At 40.4% G+C, this 21,880-nt stretch carries 18 protein-coding genes and 1 pseudogene; 17 read left to right on the top strand and 2 right to left on the bottom strand.

The features are described 5' to 3' along the window. The first annotated feature begins 366 nt into the window (after positions 1–366). From BN3769_RS00965 to BN3769_RS00935, 6 genes are all read left to right on the top strand, one after another. A complete protein-coding gene (locus tag BN3769_RS00965) occupies positions 367–1,434 on the top strand; it encodes an HlyD family secretion protein (protein ID WP_068466653.1) in 1,068 nt (355 codons plus the stop codon). Continuing rightward, entirely contained in the window at positions 1,431–4,217 is a 2,787-nt protein-coding gene (gene rbbA, locus BN3769_RS00960) for a ribosome-associated ATPase/putative transporter RbbA (RefSeq protein WP_154017765.1), read from the top strand. The genes BN3769_RS00965 and rbbA overlap by 4 nt, the downstream gene beginning before the upstream one ends. Positions 4,218–4,219: 2 nt before the next feature. After that, complete coding sequence (locus BN3769_RS00955) at positions 4,220–5,344, top strand: ABC transporter permease (RefSeq protein ID WP_068466651.1); 1,125 nt, start codon at positions 4,220–4,222, stop codon at positions 5,342–5,344. Between the two features lie 537 nt (positions 5,345–5,881). Next, a complete protein-coding gene (locus tag BN3769_RS00950) occupies positions 5,882–6,415 on the top strand; it encodes a GNAT family N-acetyltransferase (protein ID WP_068466649.1) in 534 nt (177 codons plus the stop codon). Continuing rightward, on the top strand, positions 6,416–7,069 hold the full coding sequence (locus BN3769_RS00945) for a CatB-related O-acetyltransferase (RefSeq protein WP_068466647.1): 654 nt from the start codon (positions 6,416–6,418) through the stop codon (positions 7,067–7,069). A gap of 324 nt (positions 7,070–7,393) precedes the next feature. Next, entirely contained in the window at positions 7,394–8,266 is an 873-nt protein-coding gene (locus BN3769_RS00935) for a phosphotransferase (protein WP_195155524.1), read from the top strand. 302 nt (positions 8,267–8,568) lie between these two features. Here the strand turns inward: BN3769_RS00935 and BN3769_RS00930 are convergent, their stop codons facing one another. Further along, positions 8,569–8,961 (bottom strand): hypothetical protein, encoded by a 393-nt coding sequence (locus BN3769_RS00930; RefSeq protein ID WP_068466641.1) that lies wholly within the window; start codon positions 8,959–8,961, stop codon positions 8,569–8,571. A gap of 337 nt (positions 8,962–9,298) precedes the next feature. On the opposite strand from BN3769_RS00930, the gene BN3769_RS00925 reads away from it, so the two are divergent. Together BN3769_RS00925 and BN3769_RS00920 are read left to right on the top strand one after the other, a co-directional pair. After that, a complete protein-coding gene (locus tag BN3769_RS00925; RefSeq protein WP_068466639.1) occupies positions 9,299–10,147 on the top strand; it encodes a TrmB family transcriptional regulator in 849 nt (282 codons plus the stop codon). Between the two features lie 38 nt (positions 10,148–10,185). After that, a complete protein-coding gene (locus tag BN3769_RS00920) occupies positions 10,186–10,491 on the top strand; it encodes a pyridoxal-phosphate dependent enzyme (RefSeq protein ID WP_068466637.1) in 306 nt (101 codons plus the stop codon). Positions 10,492–10,702: 211 nt separating this feature from the next. Here BN3769_RS00920 and BN3769_RS00915 read toward each other — a convergent pair whose 3' ends face one another. Next, the gene (locus tag BN3769_RS00915; protein WP_068466634.1) at positions 10,703–10,933 is read right to left on the bottom strand and encodes a hypothetical protein; all 231 of its coding nucleotides are present in this window, start codon (positions 10,931–10,933) and stop codon (positions 10,703–10,705) included. Here BN3769_RS00915 and BN3769_RS00910 point away from each other — a divergent pair. The 9 genes and pseudogenes from BN3769_RS00910 (at position 10,932) to BN3769_RS15200 (ending at position 21,764) form a co-directional block, all read left to right on the top strand. Then, complete coding sequence (locus BN3769_RS00910) at positions 10,932–16,466, top strand: RHS repeat-associated core domain-containing protein (protein WP_068466632.1); 5,535 nt, start codon at positions 10,932–10,934, stop codon at positions 16,464–16,466. The genes BN3769_RS00915 and BN3769_RS00910 overlap by 2 nt on opposite strands. After that, positions 16,463–17,014, top strand: coding sequence for a hypothetical protein (locus BN3769_RS00905; protein WP_068466630.1), 552 nt, complete (start codon positions 16,463–16,465; stop codon positions 17,012–17,014). The genes BN3769_RS00910 and BN3769_RS00905 overlap by 4 nt, the downstream gene beginning before the upstream one ends. A gap of 298 nt (positions 17,015–17,312) precedes the next feature. Then, entirely contained in the window at positions 17,313–17,801 is a 489-nt protein-coding gene (locus tag BN3769_RS00900; RefSeq protein ID WP_154017764.1) for a hypothetical protein, read from the top strand. A 232-nt stretch (positions 17,802–18,033) separates the two neighbouring features. Then, the gene (locus BN3769_RS00895) at positions 18,034–18,585 is read left to right on the top strand and encodes a hypothetical protein (RefSeq protein ID WP_068466627.1); all 552 of its coding nucleotides are present in this window, start codon (positions 18,034–18,036) and stop codon (positions 18,583–18,585) included. A 105-nt stretch (positions 18,586–18,690) separates the two neighbouring features. Further along, positions 18,691–19,539, top strand: coding sequence for a tetratricopeptide repeat protein (locus BN3769_RS00890; protein ID WP_068466625.1), 849 nt, complete (start codon positions 18,691–18,693; stop codon positions 19,537–19,539). A gap of 100 nt (positions 19,540–19,639) precedes the next feature. After that, positions 19,640–20,194 (top strand): hypothetical protein, encoded by a 555-nt coding sequence (locus tag BN3769_RS00885; protein ID WP_068466623.1) that lies wholly within the window; start codon positions 19,640–19,642, stop codon positions 20,192–20,194. 192 nt (positions 20,195–20,386) lie between these two features. Beyond that, positions 20,387–20,926 carry a hypothetical protein gene (locus tag BN3769_RS00880; protein ID WP_068466621.1) on the top strand — a complete coding sequence of 180 codons (540 nt, stop codon included), beginning with the start codon at positions 20,387–20,389 and terminating at the stop codon, positions 20,924–20,926. A gap of 317 nt (positions 20,927–21,243) precedes the next feature. Continuing rightward, positions 21,244–21,495: pseudogene (locus BN3769_RS00875) on the top strand (transposase); the annotation flags it as partial. Between the two features lie 32 nt (positions 21,496–21,527). Continuing rightward, positions 21,528–21,764 carry an IS3 family transposase gene (locus BN3769_RS15200; RefSeq protein ID WP_079989353.1) on the top strand — a complete coding sequence of 79 codons (237 nt, stop codon included), beginning with the start codon at positions 21,528–21,530 and terminating at the stop codon, positions 21,762–21,764. Positions 21,765–21,880: the final 116 nt, after the last annotated feature.

The raw sequence follows: 21,880 nt of genomic DNA, 5'->3' as shown, positions 1-21,880 counted from the left end.
CAAACAGGAGACGCATGATTGAGCTGCCGATAGCAAACGAGAAATCAAGCAAGGCAGTTGCAACTTTGATCAATACAAGAAATAACACGCCTTACAAGAAATAACACGCCTTTTCTGAGCCCTTCAAATGTCTAGGCCATCAAAGCAAGTATTCTCCGGGAAGGAGAATTTTTTAATTTCAATTTATTTTTAAATTGTCGGTTTTTTTATTAAATCATAATAAAAATGAAAGCTATTAAAAATTTATATTTAACACAAGTTGTACGAAATAAATGACTGTGATATTTGAGTTTAAACAAAATAGAAAATATTCAGAATAAACGATTCAACATCTAAAGATTGTTAGCGGCATTTATGGAAATAGTTATGACAGAACAACAAAAAAAATGGTTAAAAAGTGCCATCATAGTGCTTGCTGCTGTCGTTGTGGCGGTATTGGCGTGGAAAGGTTATAAAGCAATAAATGGGGATAAGAATATTGTCAGTGCCAATGGCCGCATCCAAGCGACGGAAATTGATATTGCGGCTAAGCTGGCTGGACGCGTGAAAGAAATCTTAGTCTATGAAGGAGATTTTGTAAAGATTGGGCAGATTATTGCGTATATGGATACCGATGTCTTAAATGCTCAGCTTCGAGAAGCTGAGGCGCAATTGCTTAAAGCCTTTAGCAATGTAGACGTAGCTCATAGCCAATTTAACCAACGGAAGAGCGAAAAATTGGCTGCAGAAGCAGTTGTCAAGCAGCGCGAGGCTGAAATTATTGTAGCTGGAAAACGATTGAAGCGTACGTCATCTTTAGTGTCAACAGGAGCGACCTCGCAACAAGAGGCGGATGACGATGAAGCGCGTTACACAAGCGCCTTAGCAGCCAAAGATGCGGCGTTAGCGCAGGTAGCAGCCGATGAAGCGGCTATTGTGACTGCTCGCGAGCAAGTCGTCGGAGCGGAATCTGCCGTCAAGGCTGCGCAGGCAACAATAGAACGGATCCAAGCGGATATCGATGATACGGTCCTTAGAGCTCCACGCGATGGAAGAGTACAATACCGTGTTGCCGAGCCTGGAGAAGTGCTTCCAGCAGGGGGAAGAGTGCTTCGGATGGTGGATTTGACTGATGTTTATATGACTTTTTTTCTGCCAACGGATATGGCTGGAAAGATTGCCATTGGCGATCAGGTGAGGTTAGTGGTCGACGCCGCACCTGAATTGGTGATCCCGGCGTATGCGACATTTATTTCAGATGTTGCCCAATTTACTCCTAAAACAGTAGAGACAGCCACTGAACGAGAAAAATTGATGTTTAGAGTTAAGGCCCATATTCCTGCAGAGCTACTCAAACAACATATTACCATGGTCAAGACCGGTCTGCCTGGCGTTGCCTATGTACGGCTTGATTCTAGCAAGCCATGGCCGGCTTCCTTGCAGGTCAAACTATGAGCGCTCTAAAGGGATCCACTGCAAACGGGATGCCAATAAAGCCACCAGTTGCGCGTTTAAGCAAGGTGAGTCTATCCTATGGAAAAACCCTAGCTTTAGATGCTATTAATCTTGATATTCCATCTGGCTGCATGGTTGGTCTCATTGGACCTGATGGTGTTGGAAAGTCTACCCTTTTATCCTTGCTTGCTGGCGCAAGAGCTATTCAATCAGGAAAAATTGAAGTTCTCGGCGGTGATATGGCCGATAAGCATCATCGCCTAGAAGTTTGTCCACGTATTGCTTATATGCCCCAAGGGCTTGGCAAGAATCTTTATTCGACTTTATCCGTATTTGAAAATATTGATTTTTTTGCCCGCTTATTTGGATATGAACGCCAAGAGCGGGAACGCCGCATCGACGAACTTGTGCATGCAGTCGGGTTAGCTCCTTTTATTCACCGTCCTGCAGGAAAACTTTCTGGGGGGATGAAGCAAAAGCTGGGACTCTGTTGCGCACTGATTCATGACCCTGATCTATTGGTTCTTGATGAACCCACAACAGGTGTAGATCCACTATCCCGTCGACAATTCTGGGAGCTCATTGACCACATACGCGCCGGAAATCCCAATATGAGCGTTCTCGTTGCTACTGGCTATATGGAAGAGGCTGCCGACTTTGATTGGTTGGTAGTGATGAATGCAGGCCAAGTGCTTTCAACGGGAACCACTTCAGAGCTATTAACAAGGACGGGAGCTTCTACTTTAGAGAATGCATTTATTACTCTTCTTCCTGAATCTCAACGCATGGGATATAAACCCATTGTTCTTCCTCCACGTCCAGCAGAAGCGGGGAGTGAAATCGCAATTGAAGCCCATAACCTCACCAAGCGATTTGGCGATTTTACTGCAGTCGATCATGTGAATTTTCGCATTGAACGCGGCGAGATTTTTGGCTTTCTTGGGTCTAATGGCTGTGGAAAGACAACCACTATGAAGATGTTGACGGGTTTATTACCAGCCACTGAAGGCGAAGCTCTTTTATTCGGTCATTCAGTGGATCCAAATGATATCGCTACGCGTCGGCGTGTCGGATTCATGACACAAGCCTTCTCTCTTTACTCAGAATTGACAGTTGAGCAAAACCTTATCCTTCATGCTCGTCTTTACTCTATTCCAGAAGATCGCATTCCTGTGCGAATAAAGGAAATTGCAGATAGATTCGGCTTAACAAATGTGATGGATAGCTTGCCGGATGATTTGCCTCTTGGGCAACGTCAGAGACTTTCAGCAGGAGTGGCGATGATTCATGGCCCTGAGTTGCTAATATTAGATGAGCCCACTTCGGGAGTCGATCCCATTGCCCGTGATAAATTTTGGCAGATTCTGATCGATTTGTCACGACGCGATAAGGTCACTATCTTCCTTTCCACGCATTTTATGAATGAAGCCGAACGATGCGATCGTATTTCTCTAATGAACGCAGGGCAGGTCTTGGATAGTGATACACCGGCAGCCTTGGTTAAGAAGCGCAAAGCCCGCTCTTTAGAGGAGGCGTTTATTGGGTATTTAGAAGAGGCAATAAAGATTCGAGAATCTGAAACTGCAACGGAAATTCCTGGCGATAAGATTTCCTCGACAGGAACAAAATTCCCTGCTCCCTCGTCTACAGAGAGCGAGTTTTTTAGCTTCCAACGCATGATAAGCTACTTGGTGCGTGAGACATTGGAATTGCGCCGTGATCCTATCCGACTGGCTCTTTCTCTATTTGGAAGCCTCATTTTGATGATAGCATTAGGCTTTGGGGTGACTTTAGATGTCGAAAACCTCTCCTTTGCAGTATACGACCGAGATCAAACTGTTTTGAGCCAAGACTATATTTTAAATATTGCTGGGTCACGCTATTTCACCGAACATCCTCCTATCACAGATTATGCCGATATGGAAAAGCGTTTGCATGCCGGAGAGATCAGTCTGGCAATAGAGATTCCACCCGATTTTGGCCGGGACTTGAGTCATGAAAGACCGGTCGAGATTGGAGTATGGATTGATGGGGCTATGCCAAGGCGGGCTGAGGTTGAACGTGGCTATGTGGAGGGATCTCATCTCATGTGGCTAGAGTATCTCGCAAGAAAAGAGCATAATGTTCCAGCGGGACAAGAGATTTCTATTGAATCGCGTTTTAAGTACAATCCAGATGTTAAGAGTCTGCCCGCTATGGTGCCTGCAGTGATTCCCTTGCTCCTCTTGCTGATTCCAGCGATCCTCGCTTCCTTATCAGTGGTAAGGGAAAAAGAACTAGGCTCGATTGTCAATCTTTATGCTACGCCAGTGACGCGTTTCGAATTTCTGATTGGCAAACAGATTCCTTATGTAGTGATGGGGATGGTCAATTTTCTGCTTCTAGTGGCCTTATCGGTATTTTTTTTCAAGGTCCCGGTCAAGGGAAGTTTCTTGACTTTGTCTATCGCTGCATTGCTTTATGTTTGTATTACCACTTCCTTTGGATTGCTAATCTCGACTTTCACTCGTAGCCAGGTTGCAGCTATTTTTGCCACGACTATTCTGACTCTTGTGCCGGCCATTAATTTCTCAGGCCTAATGGATCCCGTTTCTTCGCTTGAAGGATTAGGGGCTTTCATCGGAAAGATCTATCCAACAACTTATTTCATCATTATTGCAAGAGGGACATTTTCAAAAGGTCTTGGATTTCATGAACTTTATATTTGGTTCATTCCATTGTTGATTACGCTTCCTCTATTGATTGCGTTGGGAGTGAATTTGCTAAAAAAACAGGAAACATAACGATGGGCAGTGCTAACATCTTGCAACTTGGTATTAAAGAGTTACGCACTCTAAGGCGAGATCCCATCATGATTATCTTGATCATATATGCCTTTAGCGGCTCCATTTATGCTGCTGCTAAAGTTCTCCCTGAAACTCTTCACAAGGCCCCCATCGCCATCATTGATGAAGACCATTCAGAGCTTTCCGAAAGGATAGACGATGCATTCTATCCCCCCTATTTTATGGTACCTTCACTGATTACATGGGAGGAAGAAGACGCCCGATTGGATGCAGGTTTAGATACCTTTATTATCGATATTCCTCCAAATTTTCAAAAGGATTTTTTGGCAGGAAGAAAACCTATTATTCAAGTCAACATCGATGCGACTAGGATGAGTCAAGCTTTTACAGGCCATCTTTATGTCCAGAATATTATCACAGAAGAAATTCTTGCTTTTTCGCAGAGGTACCGTTCAAATCCGACACTTCCAGTGGATGTGGCTTTAAGGGTTTTATATAACCCGAATCTAATTCAGAGTTGGTTTGGGGCAGTCATGGAACTCATTAATAGTATCACCATGCTTTCCGTTATCCTGACTGGAGCTGCGTTTATCCGCGAACGCGAGCATGGCACTGTGGAGCATCTATTGGTGATGCCCGTTACTCCCGTCGAGATCATGGTCAGTAAAATTTGGGCGATGGCTCTAGTTGTATTAGTTGCGACAGCTTGTTCAATGGCTCTTGTCATTCAAGGTCTACTCGCCATTCCCATTCAGGGCTCCATTCCTTTATTCTTGACAGGCGCTTTATTGCAATTGTTTGCCACTACCTCTATGGGTATCTTTCTTGGCACAATGGCGCGTTCTATGCCTCAATTTGGCTTATTGGCGATACTGGTTTTGCTACCGTTGGAAATATTATCGGGAGGTATTACACCGCGTGAGAGCATGCCTGAATTCATTCAAAATATGATGCTGGCCGCACCCAATACCTATTTTGTCATGTTGGCACAGGCGATCTTATTTCGCGGAGCAGGCTTTTTGACCGTTTGGCCTCAATTCCTTGCCCTTATACTACTTGGTACAATTTTATTTGTGATATCACTGGCACGCTTTCGCAAAACCCTAGAGTTAATGCAGGTATAAGATATTTCTTTTTCGAATAAGGCAAACTATTTAGAAGGTGCAATGGCGGTGCAACGATTGACCTATCTAACCAGCAAAATCCAACAAAATTCAGTAGCATTTTGATCGGAAATCATTTAACATCTTGCTCATGGCGGTTAGATGATAAGGGATAATATGAAAGGCGACTGGCCTCATAATCCGCGCTGGTCCTTGGTTCAAATCTAAGTTGCCCCATTCTTTTCTATTTGTTATCTACAGCTATTCTACACATGCTTTTTTCTCTTATCCTAACTCTTTTCCACAACAAAAATTAGCATTATGCCGGAAATTTTTGTCCGGATTCTACTCATTTCGTGATATTTTACCTCATCTAATGCTCAATTAATGATGGAATGGTTTGATTAGACTTGATTTTAACTGATTTGTATCCAGAAATGATATCAGCGTCTTTTTAAATATTTAAAAATCTTATCATAAATGGCTATGTCAAGATGCCATTCAGTGACTTTACTGGCGAATCGCCAAACATCTATGATCTAGCCATGGGGAAAAACTATGAAAATTAATCAAGTCAGTTTCGATAATGCAATCATCATCCGCCCCATGCATGCAATCGACATAAAAGTCATTGCAATTGATCGTTGCCCTCCTTGGACAACTGTTCAAGAAACAAGGAAGAAGTGGAATGCGTATTACAAAGAGCAGCAATCAGCTATCCGCACCATAGGGATAATAGAACAAAATAGCGAAATAGTGGGCTATGGAAGTCTGCTCCTTAAATCCCAATACCCTTATTTTTATGGGATTCCAGAGATCCACGATGTTTGGATTTACAAAGAATATCGGGAAAGGGGCTTAGGTAGCCGATTGATCAATTGGCTCGAAGCGCTTGCTAAAGAGAAGGGCTATAAAGAAATAGGCATTGGTGTCGGCCTTTATGCAGATTATGGCGCGGCACAAAGGCTCTACGTTCGCTTAGGGTATTTACCGGATGGTCATGGAATCACATATAAATACCAATCAACCGTGCCGGGAGAGCCTTATCCATTAGATGATGATTTAATTTTGTGGCTGAAAAAAGATTTATAACTGGAGAAAGAAAAAATGATAGGACCCGATCCCAACTCCCTCTATCCCATTAAGGATTACGATAAGCTTGTCTTTCTGAAAAATTTTGTTAAAGCTAGTAATATTTTCATTGGAGATTACACGTACTTTGATGATCGTCGCTATGGCCCGGATAAATTTGAAGAGTACAATGTTTTATATAACTATGATTTTTCCAAAGTCAAACTTGTCATGGGCAAGTTCTGCGCTATTGCCGCAGGAACGCGTTTTATTATGACAGGAGATCATAAGCTTGATGCCATTAGCACTTATCCCTTTCCGATCTTTGGCCATGGTTGGGAGTCTGCTTTTAATGTTTATGATTTGCCTGTCAAAGGCGATATTATTGTCGGCCACGATGTTTGGTTCGGCTATGAGTCTCTAGTGATGAATGGGGTAACAATAGGCAATGGAGCAATTATCGCAGCAAGAGCCGTAGTCGTTAAAGATGTTCCTGCTTATTCGATCGTTGCAGGCAATCCCGCTAAAGTCGTAAAGATGCGATTTGATGATAAGACTATTGACCGTTTACAGAAAATTGCCTGGTGGGATTGGAGCATTGAAAAAATCAATAAACATTTGAAGCTTCTCTGCCATCTAGATGTGGATCAATTGGAAATGGCTGCTGCTGAATAGAAAACTAGGGTGACCATTTCTTTTATATCTCAAGAAGAGCACTTTTCATTGATCATGCTTGATTGCCCATGTTCAGGTTTTTTATTCTTTCAGATTACGCATTCGAATGCATGAGAGTGGTTTAAATGAAACCGCTTTGCCATTGATACAGCCATATTTCAATGTCTCAGCTGCTTTAAGAGTATCCTTTTCAATCTGGGCCCTTGTTGAAATAGGGTAATCTAAAATATACTCGCTAATTAATTCACAAGATTTTGTGCAAATTTTACTTAAAAAAATCATATGACTCATCAATGGGAACCTCAGCAAATGATTGAACCTCCCTTGGCTTTGCAATTAATTAGGGAGCAATTTCCAAATCTTTCTGCTAAAAATATTCGCTTGTTAGGCTCTGGTTGGGATAATACAGCCTTTATCATTGATGAAGAATTAATCTTTCGATTCCCAAGAAGAGAGATTGCTCTTCCTCTTTTAGAGGCCGAATGGTGTGCGTTGCCTAAGTTGGCCTCACGTCTTCCTGTGCCTATTCCGATCCCGCAATGGAAGGGCTCGCCAACTTCTCATTTTCCATGGCCCTTTATTGGTTACCGCTTAATTTCCGGTTTTACTGCGTGTTATGCTAATCTTCTGGAAGAGGGGAGGGCAGCTCTTGCAGAACCTATTGCTCAATTCCTTGCAAGGCTTCACGCAACGCCTAAATCTGAGATCTCAGAATGCCATCTTCCAGAAAATAATCAGTTCCGAATCGATGGGACCTTATTAACGACGAAAATAGGAAAAAATTTTGAAGAACTTTCCTTACTGGGATTGCTAGAAAATAGAAAAAAACTTGAGGACGTGGTGCAGAATTTACAGCATTTTAAAGCTCCCGTTAATTCATTCCTGGTACATGGAGATTTCTATGTTAGACATTTGCTTGTCAATCAAAAACATGATCTAGTGGGGGTTATCGATTGGGGGGATGTCCATTGGGGAGATCCTGCAATTGATCTTGCGATTGCTCACAGTTTTTTACCCGTGCAAGCACACAAATCTTTTAGAACAGCTTATGGGGAGATAACGGAAGAAACCTGGGCATTAGCTAAATTAAGAGCTATTTACAGCAGCACCTTACTGACGTTATTTGGTTATCATTCTGATGATCCCAATATTATGCGTGAGGGACTTCGCTCTCTTAAAGTAATGAGTATGGAATGAAACCGGAAAAAAGGAGAAAACCCTGAAATGTCGGACGAAGGCTTTTCAAAATGGGAGCATGCCGCGATAGCGCCATATTTTATGCAAAATATCAATCATAAAATATTTAGCTCATTAACATTAGCCAAGAAATGAAAGAAAGCGATGGGCGAAGTCATTAACCACATAGAGAATGCCGTTTTGTAAAATTAAAGAATATCGAAAAATGGCAACTCGATATGGCTCAAAGCTTTGATCCTATCGAGTTTTTATCTTAGTATGTATTTGTGGGAATGGCTTCAGTTTTGAAGACGTCTCTTAGACTAGTCAAATTCAACATTTTTAGATTCTTCTAGACCCCTTTTAAAATTTTCATCTGGAGTAGGCGGCTGTATATTTTGTGTCTTATTATTTTGAGTGAAAACATGAGGATTTATAGCATAATACTTGACAATCTCTTGTCCAGATAACAATTCACGTCCTGCATTTTTAAATGTTTTTCTAAAACCTTTAAAAAAACAAGGAATCACTAAACAACTTCCCAAAGTCATTATAAAGCATTCAAACAAAGCTTTAACACGAGTAGTCATGGCAGGGGATTCTTTAGATTTACCAACATACGTATACTCTATTCCATTATGGTTAATTTTTTGGGGCGTTGCTTTTGGTGTCGAAGTAATTCCCTCGATATTATTTTGCAAAAATTTAATCTTCATAATTAACTCCTATTAAGTGTTTTTTTTCTTTAATTATATAAAAAATTTACTGTAAAAGTAAATTATATTTTAATGTTTTTTATTGTTTAATTAATGAAATTTATTTTTATTTAAAACAACTTCTATTTAATTAAGAGTACTTATTATGAATCAGTTTAGACTATTCACTTGATGTGAGAATGGGGGAAGGGGATTAAGAATTTGCGTCGGACAATTTAGTTTGCCGAGGTTTTTCCTGAGCAACGCTTTCATATCATGAAGCAAATATAGACTTGTATTAAAATAGTATGTCTCATAAGAGATACTATTAACGCAGATTATTAAACACGAGGGATTCATGAATGAACTTATCCAACACCTAAAGACATTTGACTTAACTGACAATGAAGCCCGAGCTTATCTTGCTTTTTTGAGCCATGGAGATATGAATGGGTATGAGGTAGCCAAAAAATGCGATATTGCTCGGGGAAATATATATAGCTGTTTACAGCGATTAGTGGAAAAAGGGGCTATAGTAAGAGGGGAAAACGACAAATTTTCACCGATTCCTCTTCACGTATTTTTCGAAAATTATCAATTGCATATCGATCAATCGCAACAAAAAGCGATGACTTTATTTAAACAATATGTCAGTCAGCAGCAAGATGAAGCTCAAGTTCTTTCTCTGTCTAGCTATGAGAATGTATTGAATCGATGTCGATCTATTTTAAATTTGGATTCTAAATTAGTATTAATGGCTGCCTTTAATCCTGAATTAGAAACGTTTAAAAAAGAGATAGAATCTATTCAAAATTCTCAAAAGGAAATAAACATTCTTACTTTTGGCAAAAAGCCCGATTGGTTGAAAGAGGTAAGTGAACATCTATCTGAAGATCTAATTGAGAAAGCGCAAGGGGGCCGTTTACTCATGGTTGCAGGATTTCCGCAAGCTTTGATTGCTATTATTCGATCGGATGGGACAGCTTCAGGTATTTGGGCTTGGAATCGATATTTAGCAGCTGTGATAGGACTATATATCTCACATGAAATTCTTATTACCAAAATGTGGCCTATGCTTGAAAAATCAAAACAACAGGAAATTTTGAATTCTCTTTCGGATTTAAGTAGCAAGATCGCTTTAGCAGGAGTTATTCCAGACCTGCCATTGGAATTCTATGTCTCAGGTGTGATGACTCCAAAAAAATAAAAGGAAATAACAACCCTCTTCTTCTTGATGACTTTCGAATGGCAATGGCTTCTATAAAGTCTTACATAAAGAAAACTCCTTTGATTAGATGCAAAGAATTAGAAAAAGAGCTTAAGAGCACGTACAAAGTTTTTTTAAAGCTAGAAAATGAGCAATTAACAAAGAGCTTCAAAATCAGAGGGGCTTTTAATGCGCTTTTAGCCCTTAAAGATTCTGAAAAAATAAAAGGGATTATCACTAGATCTAGCGGTAATTTTGCACAAGCATATAACCATTTAGATGTAATTAAAGGGCAGGGAGGTAATAAAAAAAGGCTTTTCGAATTATCTCGCGGCAAAAATTAAGGTGGTTCTTTTTCAAATATTTCTAGGCAAAATCTAGCGAATATTTTAGGACTGATTGTTTTAAATTCTATAGAAATGGATTTCCTTTAGTCGTATTGGGATCGTCAGCAATCCCCGCTCTTTTTCTCACAAAAAATTTGTATAGAGCAATCAGAGCCCTGAAATTAAATTCGGAAACACAGGAGAATAAAAGTTTCTAGCCAATATTCATCTAGACACGTTCTAAATATTCCATCCCATTTAAAAGTTTTAAACACTTCAGCCATGCCATTGGGAAACCTAAAAATGGCTTCACAATGTAATTTAAATAAATTTTAATATTCTTTCTGCTTACTAGCAGCCCTGTTGGTAAATTAAAATTTGGTTGACAGCTTTGAATAGCCTCTTTATGGTCGTTACCATTTAAATTCAAATTTGAAGTGTAATTTGGAAGGTTATTCATGCATGCAATCCGCCAATTCATTCTGAGTTATTTCATCTTTGCCGCTGTTTTCCTCTTTGCAGAAGAGGAAAGCTCGCTTCCGACGGGTTCGAGTTCGGTGGCAACGACAGAAGGTTTGCCGTCCAATCTTGTCAACCAATCCGTCTGTGTTATTACAGGCGAATTTGTCGATCAAAGCACCGATGCTGTTTTAGCCGGCCCTGAACCGCTTGTGATGAGCCGTTTTTATTCCAGCCAAGATATAGGCGGTTGGGGTGGGGGAGGATGGAGTACGAATCAGCGCGATATAAGCTGTGTCGCAGAACGCTTTTCCCAGCATCCGGACAAACGAAATACGAAATGTCTATCTTTCATCCTCGCCCAGTCGTCCGGCGCGCGGTTGACTTATGAGCATGATCTGCTGACGAAAAGCGAGCTGAAGAAGCGTCCGGTAGAGCCGCAGTTAGTTGTCCCGAAAGGATTGACGAATGGAGGGGATGAAATTAGCGGAAAGACGAATATCAAAAACCAAAAAGTGTTCTTCTTCGGTGGGCAAGAATACATGCAGATTGTCTCCGGAGCCGGCCATATCCGCTATTATCACAAACGGGCTGTGATAAATGCTGGTACAATATATCACCAGACAGCCGAGTATAAAATCAACGGGGCGGCTATTCTTTATGAGCAAGGAGATATCCAATTCCATACGAAAAAAATTACCTGCCGGAATTTGGCGACCCAGCAAGATTACAGTTATTTAGAATTTAAGCAGCCTGGAAAATTTAGAGATCATTTAACGCTTGATCTGAAAACAAGCGATGGCAAATCCATCCGCTATAAGTTTCATAAGCACAAGCCGCACGAATATCCTATCGCGTATTACCTTGAAGAAGTAACCAAGCCGCATATGCTTTCCGAGCGTTATGAATATAGCGAGAGGGAATCCGATAAGTATCTCAACCTCTCTCATAAATGGATCGCCGGTCGCCGTATGCTGGCTGTTGATTATTACCACAGGACGACTAATCATGTCGGCGGGGCTATCGGCTCGATTTCATTGGAGAAGAAAGATTATCGCTTGGACCGCGTCAAACGGCTGCGGGCGCCTGTCGGCGAGGACGGCGAACTTATTCCCATTTACCGTTTTGAGTATCATATCAACCGGAAGAAAAATTCGCATGGCGAAGAGGAACTGCTAGACGGCAAAACGAATGTCTATGATGCCTATTGGCATAAGCAGACCTATGCCTTCGATAGAAACCATCGCTTGAAGTCTCATTTGAAGTACACGGGAACAGCGGATTACGCACCCTACAGTACGGAAGGGTATGTCTGGGGAAAAGAAGAGACGCCCTATGAAGGGTTTTTGCTTGGCAAATACCTGAAAGATAAAGATGGCCGTGTCCATCATGGACGTTATTTTGCCTATGATGAAAGCGGCAATGTGACCGTCAAAGCCCTATGCGGCCGCTTGACAGGTCTGCCTTGCCCGGACATTGAATTAAATGAAAGCCAGCTGCCGAAGAATAATGGCTACGAATGCGAAAGGAAATTTTATAAATATTCCGATGACGGTTTAAACCTGCTTAAAAAAGAAGAAGATAGTAATGGGACGGTCATCCGCTATACTTATAAAACAAACCCGGATAAGTCAAAAACAGACTTGCTTGCTTCTAAGCTCACTTATGTGAACCACCAAATTAGCCTGCGTGAATTTTACCATTATGATCACAATGGCGTCATGATTAAAAAAATCATCGATAACGGCACAAGCCGCGATGAAAATGATCTGACAGGCTTTAAAGAGAGGCATATTACTTACTATTTTCCGCGCATGGCCATGCCCGTCGGACTGCCCGAGCGGATCGATGAGATGTATCTGGATCCTTATTCCGGAACGGAGAAACTCCTCAAGCGAACCGGATGTCATTATTCCACGGAAGGCCATCTTCTGAAGCAGGATATTTTCGATAGCAACGGACAATATGTCTATTCGCAGTTTTGGGACTATGATGCCCAGGGCCACGCCATCCGGGAAACAAACGCCTTGGGAGAGACGATTACAAGGAAATATGATGAATATGGCAATCTGGCATCCCAGCAGGGCCCCGGATTGGACTATTGCATTGCCAATACGTATGACCAGGCGAACCGCCTCATACGTCAAGAGGAGAAACATACCGATGGCAAATGCTTTGTCACCCATAACCGCTATAATTACTTGAACCAATGCATTGCGGCTGTCAATCCCTATGGCCATGAAACGGTACAGGAGTATGACGATTTAGGCCGCGTGGTGGCCATTCATCTGCCTGCCATTGCCAATGAAAGGGGTGAGCTTGAGCATCCGGTGATTAGGAAGGAGTATGATGTTGCAGGCAATCCCATTTGCGTGACGGATGCAAAGGGAAGAGTCACAAGGACAGAGTATAATATCCGCGGGCAGCCTCTTCGCATTACTTATCCGGATGGATCGCAAGAGCAATTCTTTTACCGATTAGATGGCCAGCTTTGGCAAAAAGTGGAGAAAAACGGCAAACGCACGGCTTACCTGCGCGACTACCAAGGTCGCGTCTTAACCGAGACGGTATACGCCGCTAATGGCGAAATCTTAAAATGCCGGGCATGGGATTACAATGCCTTTCATATGCTGTCTTTCATAGATGAAGAAGGCTTGCTGACAACCTATGAATACGATAGCGCCGGGCGCCTAAGCGTTCTCGTGAAAGGAGACCAGCGCAAAGAGCATACTTATGACACGCTAGGCCGCTTGGTCGAAATCAAAGAGCTGACCGGCGATCAGCCGCAAGATTTCCGTCGCTATGTCAAAGCCTATGATTTATTGGATCGCATTACGGAAGAACGCATTGAGGCGCCCGATGGAACTGTTTTGCATGTCGACCGCTTTGCCTATGATTGCCGCGGCAATAAAACGCTTGTGCAATCGGGCAATCAGGTCACGCTAACTGAATACAATGCGCACGGCAATCCGGTTAAAATCATCGATGCATTGGGGCAGATGACGCATGTTGTATATAATACAGCCTTCTTGAATGAATATCAGCAATATGTCTTGCAAACGACAACGACCGATCCATTGGGCTATCAAATCATTCATACCTATGATACAGCCAACCGCCTAGTCGACGAAAAGCGGCTCAATCCTTTTGGCGTGCTGACAGCCCACCAGCATATCTTTTATGACCTATGCGGCAATAAAGTGCGCGTGATCGATGGAGTGATCCTTGAAGGACAGTTCCAGCGCGCAATCGAGACCATTTATTTCTATACGCTGGACAATCAAGTTGAAGCCCTGGTTGAAGCCGCCTGGCAGCCGGAGCAGAAGATCACGCGTTATAGCTATAATGAATTTGGGCAGCAAGCCGCAAAGATCAAGCCGGATGGGACCATCCTATTTTATGACTATGATGCCGAAGGCCGCATGAAGAGCATGCGTTCCTCGGATGGCACACTCTGGTATATCTATGACTATAATCGAAGCAATCAGATTGTAAAGGTCACGGACTTGATTCACCAAACGGCAACCGAGCGCGCTTATGATAGCCTGGGACAAGTGATCGGCGAGAAACTGGGCAACGGCCTTAACCTAGCCTATTGCTTTGATCGGGCCGGGCGGGCGCGCTTTGTCATTTTGCCGGACCAGACCGGCATCGAGTATGTCTACAATGCCCTTGACCTTAAAGAAATTCATCGTCTCAAGGAAGGCAAGCGCCTCTATTCGCACATTGAATCCTTTCATAACCTATCCGGATTGACCACAGAGGCGCAACTAGTCGGGCAAAATGGCGGTATCCATTATCAATATGATGCCTTGAACCGATGCACAGGTATTCAAGCAGATGCTTTAAGGCAGAGCGTTCCTGCCGGCGGCTATGACGCAGCTGGAAACCTTCGCCAGTATCAGGCGCAAGGGCTGGACTACTCCTTCCAATACGACGACCTCTATCAAATCAAAGCGGAAGCCGGGCATGTCCAACATACCTATCAAAATGACTCTTTAGCCAATCGCAGGTTGAAAGACGGCCAAGTGCATGTCTTGAATGCGCTCAACCAACTTATCCAGCGGGGAGAAGAGCACTATAGCTATGATGCCAACGGTAATTTAATTCAACGAAAGACGGGTACAGAGACCACCTCTTATACTTACGATGCCTTGGACAGGCTTGTTCAAGTCTCTAAAGAAGGAATGGTGATTCGCTATGCCTATGATGCCTTTAACCGCAGGCTGACAAAAAGGCAAGAGGGCAGGCCTGACCAGCATTTCTTCTATCAAGGCCAGGAAGAAATTGGCGCATGGGAGAATGGAGCAATCACTGAATTGAAGCTGCTTAGCAAAGGCAAGCGCAGTCCGGCTGTTGCCATTGAGATCAAGCAGCAGGTTTATGTGCCTATTCAAGATTTATTTGGCCATGTCGCTTGCTTGCTGGATTTGCAAGGACAAGTGGTTGAGCGCTATCGCTATACAGCTTTTGGAGAAACGCAAATTCTAGATTCTACAGATCAAGTGCTGTCGGAATCCCTGACAGGCAATCCATGGCGCTATGCCAACAAGCGCTGGGATGGCGAGACAGGCTTTGTGGCATTTGGCCTGCGCTACTATGATCCGGATTTAGGGCGTTGGGTGACGGCGGATCCCGCCGGCTTTGAAGACGGCCCTAACCTATATGCCTATGTGCATAACAGCCCGTTAATTTACCACGATCAGTTTGGGCTGTTTACCGAATTGCTCCCAATTGCAATTAATTTCTTTATGAACTATGCAATGCAAGATCCCATTAATCTTCCTATTCAGTCGGCAAAATGTGAATCAAATAAAGTTTATCCCATAGAGGATGGATTGTTAGATTATTGGGATCAAACTCGCCCTATTCCAGATTCTTTTTATCATAAGCAGTCTACAGTGTTTAACTTAAATGATGGCTTTATCGATCCGGAAACAGGTAAAGCATTTAATTTTCCAGAAGATCCAAACTTTCGCGTTTATTATTCAAATGGAATAAATACGAGTAAGAAAGAATGCATCGAAAATATGATTCACCTTTCGAAAACATTAAATTATAATGTTATGGGTATTTATTCGCCTTCGTTCGGGCCCGTGATGGATTTATACTATTATTCTCAAAATCATTACCGTTTTAAGGCTTATGAAACAGTTGATGTTATGTGTAAAGAGTGGGACAATTTTCTTAAGAGTTCTCTAGATAACAGAATTGCGATGATCCCTCATAGTCGTGGTGTAAGTTATACAAGAAATGGTTTAGCTATGTTCCCTGAGGACTTAAGGCAAAGAATTGATGTAATAGCGCTAGCGCCCGGAGGATATATTGATCCTGGATTATGCAAGAGTGTTTTCCATATATTAAGTAAAAGAGATTTTGTTCCTCTTGCTGATCCTATTGGTATGATACGTTGCCATGAATCAATTATATACTTAAATCCACATTCTGATGCAGATTGGCATGATCATGGTTGTCAAAGTCCAACCTTTCAAGATTCTATAAGAGTTAATTTTAAAAAGGTTAGATATCAATGAAAATTTTAAAGAAGTTAGCTTGCATTCTTCTATTAGGGGGAATCTTTGGTTGTTCTCTTTTTAATTCAGGATTGTCGGAAGGAGGTAAACTTTGCTATGGCTTAATAAAAAAGTCTGGAAAGCGAATCGGACAAAAGTATGGCTTGTCACCAAGCGGTATTGGAGCTGGAGGAGTTTATGGGCTGCGATTAATGATCCTTGATTTTAACAGGTATGGCGAGCCTTTAACTCAAGAAGAAGCTAGAAGATTAATTATTGCATGCGCAGAAGAATTTTTAACAGATATTAACTCGGATGAACCCTTAAGGCCTTTCCTGTTAGATTATCCTTTCTCTCCAAATAATATTAGTATGGCGATTATTAATTATGATTCTAATGGAAAACAAATTTTTTCTCCTTATATTGGTGCTGTAGCGTTATCTGGAGGAATGATTATGTATTTAACAAATATTCCTGAGCAACTAGCTTATAAAGATGAATTTACAGAAACTTATGAAGAAGCCCTTGAAAAGTTGAAACAAGAAGAACAAAAACACACTGAATTCTAAAGCTAATCAATCATGCAAAATAGCTCCAAAAATTGGACATGTGGCCTCTAAAGAGAAAATTGTTAAATATTTTAAATGTCTCAGTATTGAAAGGCATATCAATATTGCATTTTGTGTTTGTCAAAAGCGTATGAAAGCATTCAGGTAAAGCAAATCTGGAAATTGGATCAAGTCCAAATTAACAAGAAATCCTATGTGATAATGGGCCTAAAAATGAGTTAAGGTTAGCAATAATTTTATGAGAAAAATATGCGGTTTGCTATTTATTACATTCCTTTTTTTTATGGTTAGCTGTTCTATGAATGACGGGCTTTCTGAAAAGAGCCGTATGTCTTATGCCTTTATTAAACAATTTGGTGAACGAATGCATAAAGAGTATGGAGTGGATTTAGGTGCTATTGGGGGAGGAGATATAAATGGTCTCTGTTGGTTAATGACTGCAGGCTTTAGCCGAAAAGGAGATCTTGTGAGTATTGAAGAAGCTAGAAAGATGATAATCCTATTTTCTGAAGAATTTTTAAAAGAAATTAATGGCAAAGAAGAATTTCAATCTTACTTAAGAGATTATCCTTTTTCAGAAAACAATCTTGATTTGTCAATTATTTTTTTGGATAAAAAGGGGTATCAATCATTCCCTCCAGGTCTTTTCAGTGCAGGAGTGAATAAAGGGCAAATTATTTATTATCAGAGTGATTCAGAAGAAAAATATTCTCTTACATGTGTTTTGAAAGAAAATTATAGAGAGGCACTAGAGAAAATTAGAAGTGAAGCAAGTAAAATTGAATAACTATTTTATTTAAATTATCTGTTGTTGCCATTGAGATCAAGCAGCAGGTTTATGTGCCTATTCAAGATTTATTTGGCCAAGACCAGAGCAAGTCTAATCCTATGTGATAATGGGCCTAAAAGTGGGTCAAGGTCAGGGTGGTTATTCATTTGAATCAGAATATCCTAGCGATTCAAATGCTTGTAATAGTCATCGCTTTATTCATTAAATCCTGAAGTATTTAGATAATCACATGAAAATCTTAATGAAATTAGTTTGCATTCTTCTATTAGGGGGAATCTGTGGTTGTTCTCTTTTTGATTCGGGATTGTCGAAAGGAAGTAAACTTTGCTATGGCTTAATAAAAAAGTCTGGAAAGCGAATCGGACAAAAATATGGCTTATCGCCAAGTGCTATTGGGGCTGGAGGCGTTTATGGGCTGCGATTAATGATCCTTGATTTTCACAGGTATGGCGAGCCTTTAACTCAAGAAGAAGCTAGAAGATTAATTGTTGCATGTGCAGAAGAGTTTTTAACAGATATTAACTCGGATGAATCCTTACGACCCTATCTGTTAGATTATCCATTCTCCCCAAATAATATTAGTATAGCGATTATTAATTATGATTCTAAGGGAGAGCGAACTTTCGCTCCTTATATTGGTACTGTATTGATATCCGAAGGGATAATTACTTATTTAATAAATACTCCAGAGCAATTGTCCTATAAAGATAAAATCAAGGAAACGTATGAAGAAGCTCTTGAAAGGCTAAAACAAGAAGAACAAAAGCACTCTGAATCCTAAAGCTAATCAACCATGCAAGACCGCTTCAAAACTGAATATCTAGCCTCTATTAAAGAAAGATACCGAATTTTTTTACCTGAAAATACTTATGAATAAGGAAATTTCATGTTATTTCACAACAAACCATGCCTGTACTTAAGTCTAATTTTCTCTTTTGTTTCGATTTGTCATGCTGAAGAAAATAAGCCTCCAGAAGAGATTATAAAACAGACGAAAGCATACCTTGGCCAACAGAAATTTAGCGAAGCAGCTAAGAATTTGGAACAATATACAGACGAAGGAAATGCCGAAATTGACTATTTAAAGGGCGTCTCTTATTGGAGAGAAAATAAATTAAAAGAAGCTGCTATCTGCTTAGAAAAGTCGGCTCAACAGGGACATTCTAAATCTCAGATTCTATTGGGAATGCTTTATTTAGAAGGAAAGCAGATTGGAAAAAGCTTAAAGAAAGGTCGCTCCTGGTTAGCCAAGGCAGCAGAACAGAACGAAGCTTTTGCTCAATATATGATTGGTTTAAGTTATTATAAAGAAGAAAAGGACTATGAAAGAGCATTTAATTGGTTCAAGAAAGCAGCTGAACAGAATGAGGCAGGTGCTCAATATCATTTAGGTATCATGTATTTTTTAGCACTAGGAGTTCAGCAAGACTACTTAGAAGCGGCCAATTTTTTTGAAAAAGCAGCTCAGCAAGGAAAAGATCTAGCTCAATTAGAATTAGGCATCATGTATTTAAAAGGAGAGGGAGTTAAGCAAGATTACAACATGGCAATCAAATGGATTACAAAAGCAGCAGAACAAAATAACGCACAGGCTCAATTTGGCTTGGGCATGCTATATAAGGCAGGTATAGGTGTTAAAAAAAATACCGATAAGGCAGTTTTTTGGTTATCAAAAGCATCTGAACAGGGACATCTAGATGCACAGCAAGCTTTATACGGTATGCGTGATCTATAGATCAGGATGCCTATTCATTTGAATCGGCTATCCTAGCGATTCAAATGCTTGTAATAGTCATCGCTTTATTCATTAAATCCTGAAGTATTTAGATAATCACATGAAAATCTTAATGAAATTAGTTTGCATTCTTCTATTAGGGGGAATCTTTGGTTGTTCTCTTTTTAATTCAGGATTGTCGGAAGGAGGTAAACTTTGCTATGGCTTAATAAAAAAGTCTGGAAAGCGAATCGGACAAAAGTATGGCTTGTCACCAAGCGGTATTGGAGCTGGAGGAGTTTATGGGCTGCGATTAATGATCCTTGATTTTAACAGGTATGGCGAGCCTTTAACTCAAAAAGAAGCCAGAAAATTGATTATATTATGTGCGGAGGAGTTTTTAAAAGATATTAACTCCGATGAAAAATTAACGTCATATCTAATGGATTTCCCTTTTTCTGAGAGAAATATAGATGTATCTATTTTTAGTTATGACAATAAAGGAAGAGATATTTACGAACCTTATATTGGAGTTGTATCATTATCTAGGGGTAATATTCGCTATGTAACTTATATTCTTGATCAGTTAAATGAAAATTCTCAATTTAAAGAAACTTATGAAGAAGCCCTTGAAAAGCTAAAACAAGAAGAGCAAACGCATAATCAAAATAATTAAAAAGCTATCTAGCTAGGAATAAATTTTTAGAAAGGCACCAGAAAATCCCATTTTAAGAATAATAAATCACATACTTTGCTTATTAGGGTAGTTATTCATTTGAATCGCTAGGTTAGTCGATTCAAATGCTTGTAATAGTCATCGTTTTATTCATTAAATCCTGAAATATTAAATAATTACATGAAGATCTTAATGAAGTTAGCTTGCATTCTTCTATTAGGGGGAATCTTTGGTTGTTCTCTTTTTAATTCAGGATTGTTCGAAGAAGGTAAACTTTGCTATGCCTTAATAAATAAATCAGGAAAACGAATCGGACAAAAATATGGCTTGTCGCCAAGTGCTATTGGGGCTGGAGGCGTTTATGGGCTGCGATTAATGATCCTTGATTTTCACAGGTATGGCGAGCCTTTAACTCAAGAAGAAGCTAGAAGATTAATTGTTGCATGTGCAGAAGAATTTTTAACAGATATTAACTCGGATGAATCCTTACGACCCTACCTGTTAGATTATCCCTTCTCTCCAAGTAATATTAGTTTAGGAATTATTAACTATGATTCTAATGGAAAGGAAATTTTTGCTCCTTATATTGGTGCGGTAGCTGCATCTGAAGGAGTAATTATGTATTTAACAAATACTCCAGAGCAATTGTCCTATAAAGATAAAATCAAGGAAACGTATGAAGAAGCTCTTGAAAGGCTAAAACAAGAAGAACAAAAGCACTCTGAATCCTAAAGCTAATCAACCATGCAAAATAGCTCCAAAAATTGGACATGTGGCCTCTAAAGAGAAAATTGTTAAATATTTTAAATGTCTCAGTATTGAAAGGCATATCAATATTGCATTTTGTGTTTGTCAAAAGCGTATGAAAGCATTCAGGTAAAGCAAATCTGGAAAGAGATATTGTCAAAAGTTGTGTATGAGCGCACCTCAATTTCTTTGATCTTTAAGCTATTTGTGGTCTGTTCCCGAAAATCTGGACCATTTTAAATGAGAAAAATTTTATGAATAAAGACATTTAAAATGGGAGATTGATATGAAAAAAAAGTAAGTTTACAGATGAGCAAATTGCATTTGCCTTGAAACAAGCAGAAATGGGAACAGCCGTTTCTGAGATCTGTCGCAAGATGGGAATAGCGGAAGCCACATTTTATAAATGGAAAAGCAAATTTGGTGGATTGATGCCATCAGAAGTAAGACGGCTTAAACAGCTTGAAGAAGAAAACAGCCGTCTGAAAAGGCTGGTGGCGGATCTGACTTTAGATCGCCAGATTTTACAGGATGTTCTTTCAAAAAAGCTTTAAAGCCTGCTCGTCAGCGAGTTTTAGTCAGGCAAATTTGCTATAACTATAAACTAAGCGAAAGGAAGGCTTGCAAGGTTTTAAAGATTCATCGGTCTTCCTTTTACTATAAATCAGTTGCGCGAGACCAGGCTGTTTTGACGCTAAAAATTAAAGAAATTGCTTCAATACGAGTGAGATATGGCTACAGGCGTATTCATACGCTATTGCAAAGAGAGGGATGGAAGATCAATCATAAGCGGGTTTATAGATTATACAAAAATGAGGAATAAGATTCCCAAAAGAAGGGTCAGTCTTAAGACTCGTCTATTGCCGAACTTGGCAAGCTGCAAAAATGAGTGTTGGAGCATGGATTTTGTAGCCGATGAGCTATTTGATGGAAGCCGAA

It is taken from the genome of Candidatus Protochlamydia phocaeensis, assembly GCF_001545115.1.
GTDB classification, from domain to species: Bacteria; Chlamydiota; Chlamydiia; order Chlamydiales; family Parachlamydiaceae; genus Protochlamydia_A; species Protochlamydia_A phocaeensis.
Note: the sequence above shows the minus strand (reverse complement) of the source record. Positions and strands in the feature narration are given on the sequence as shown.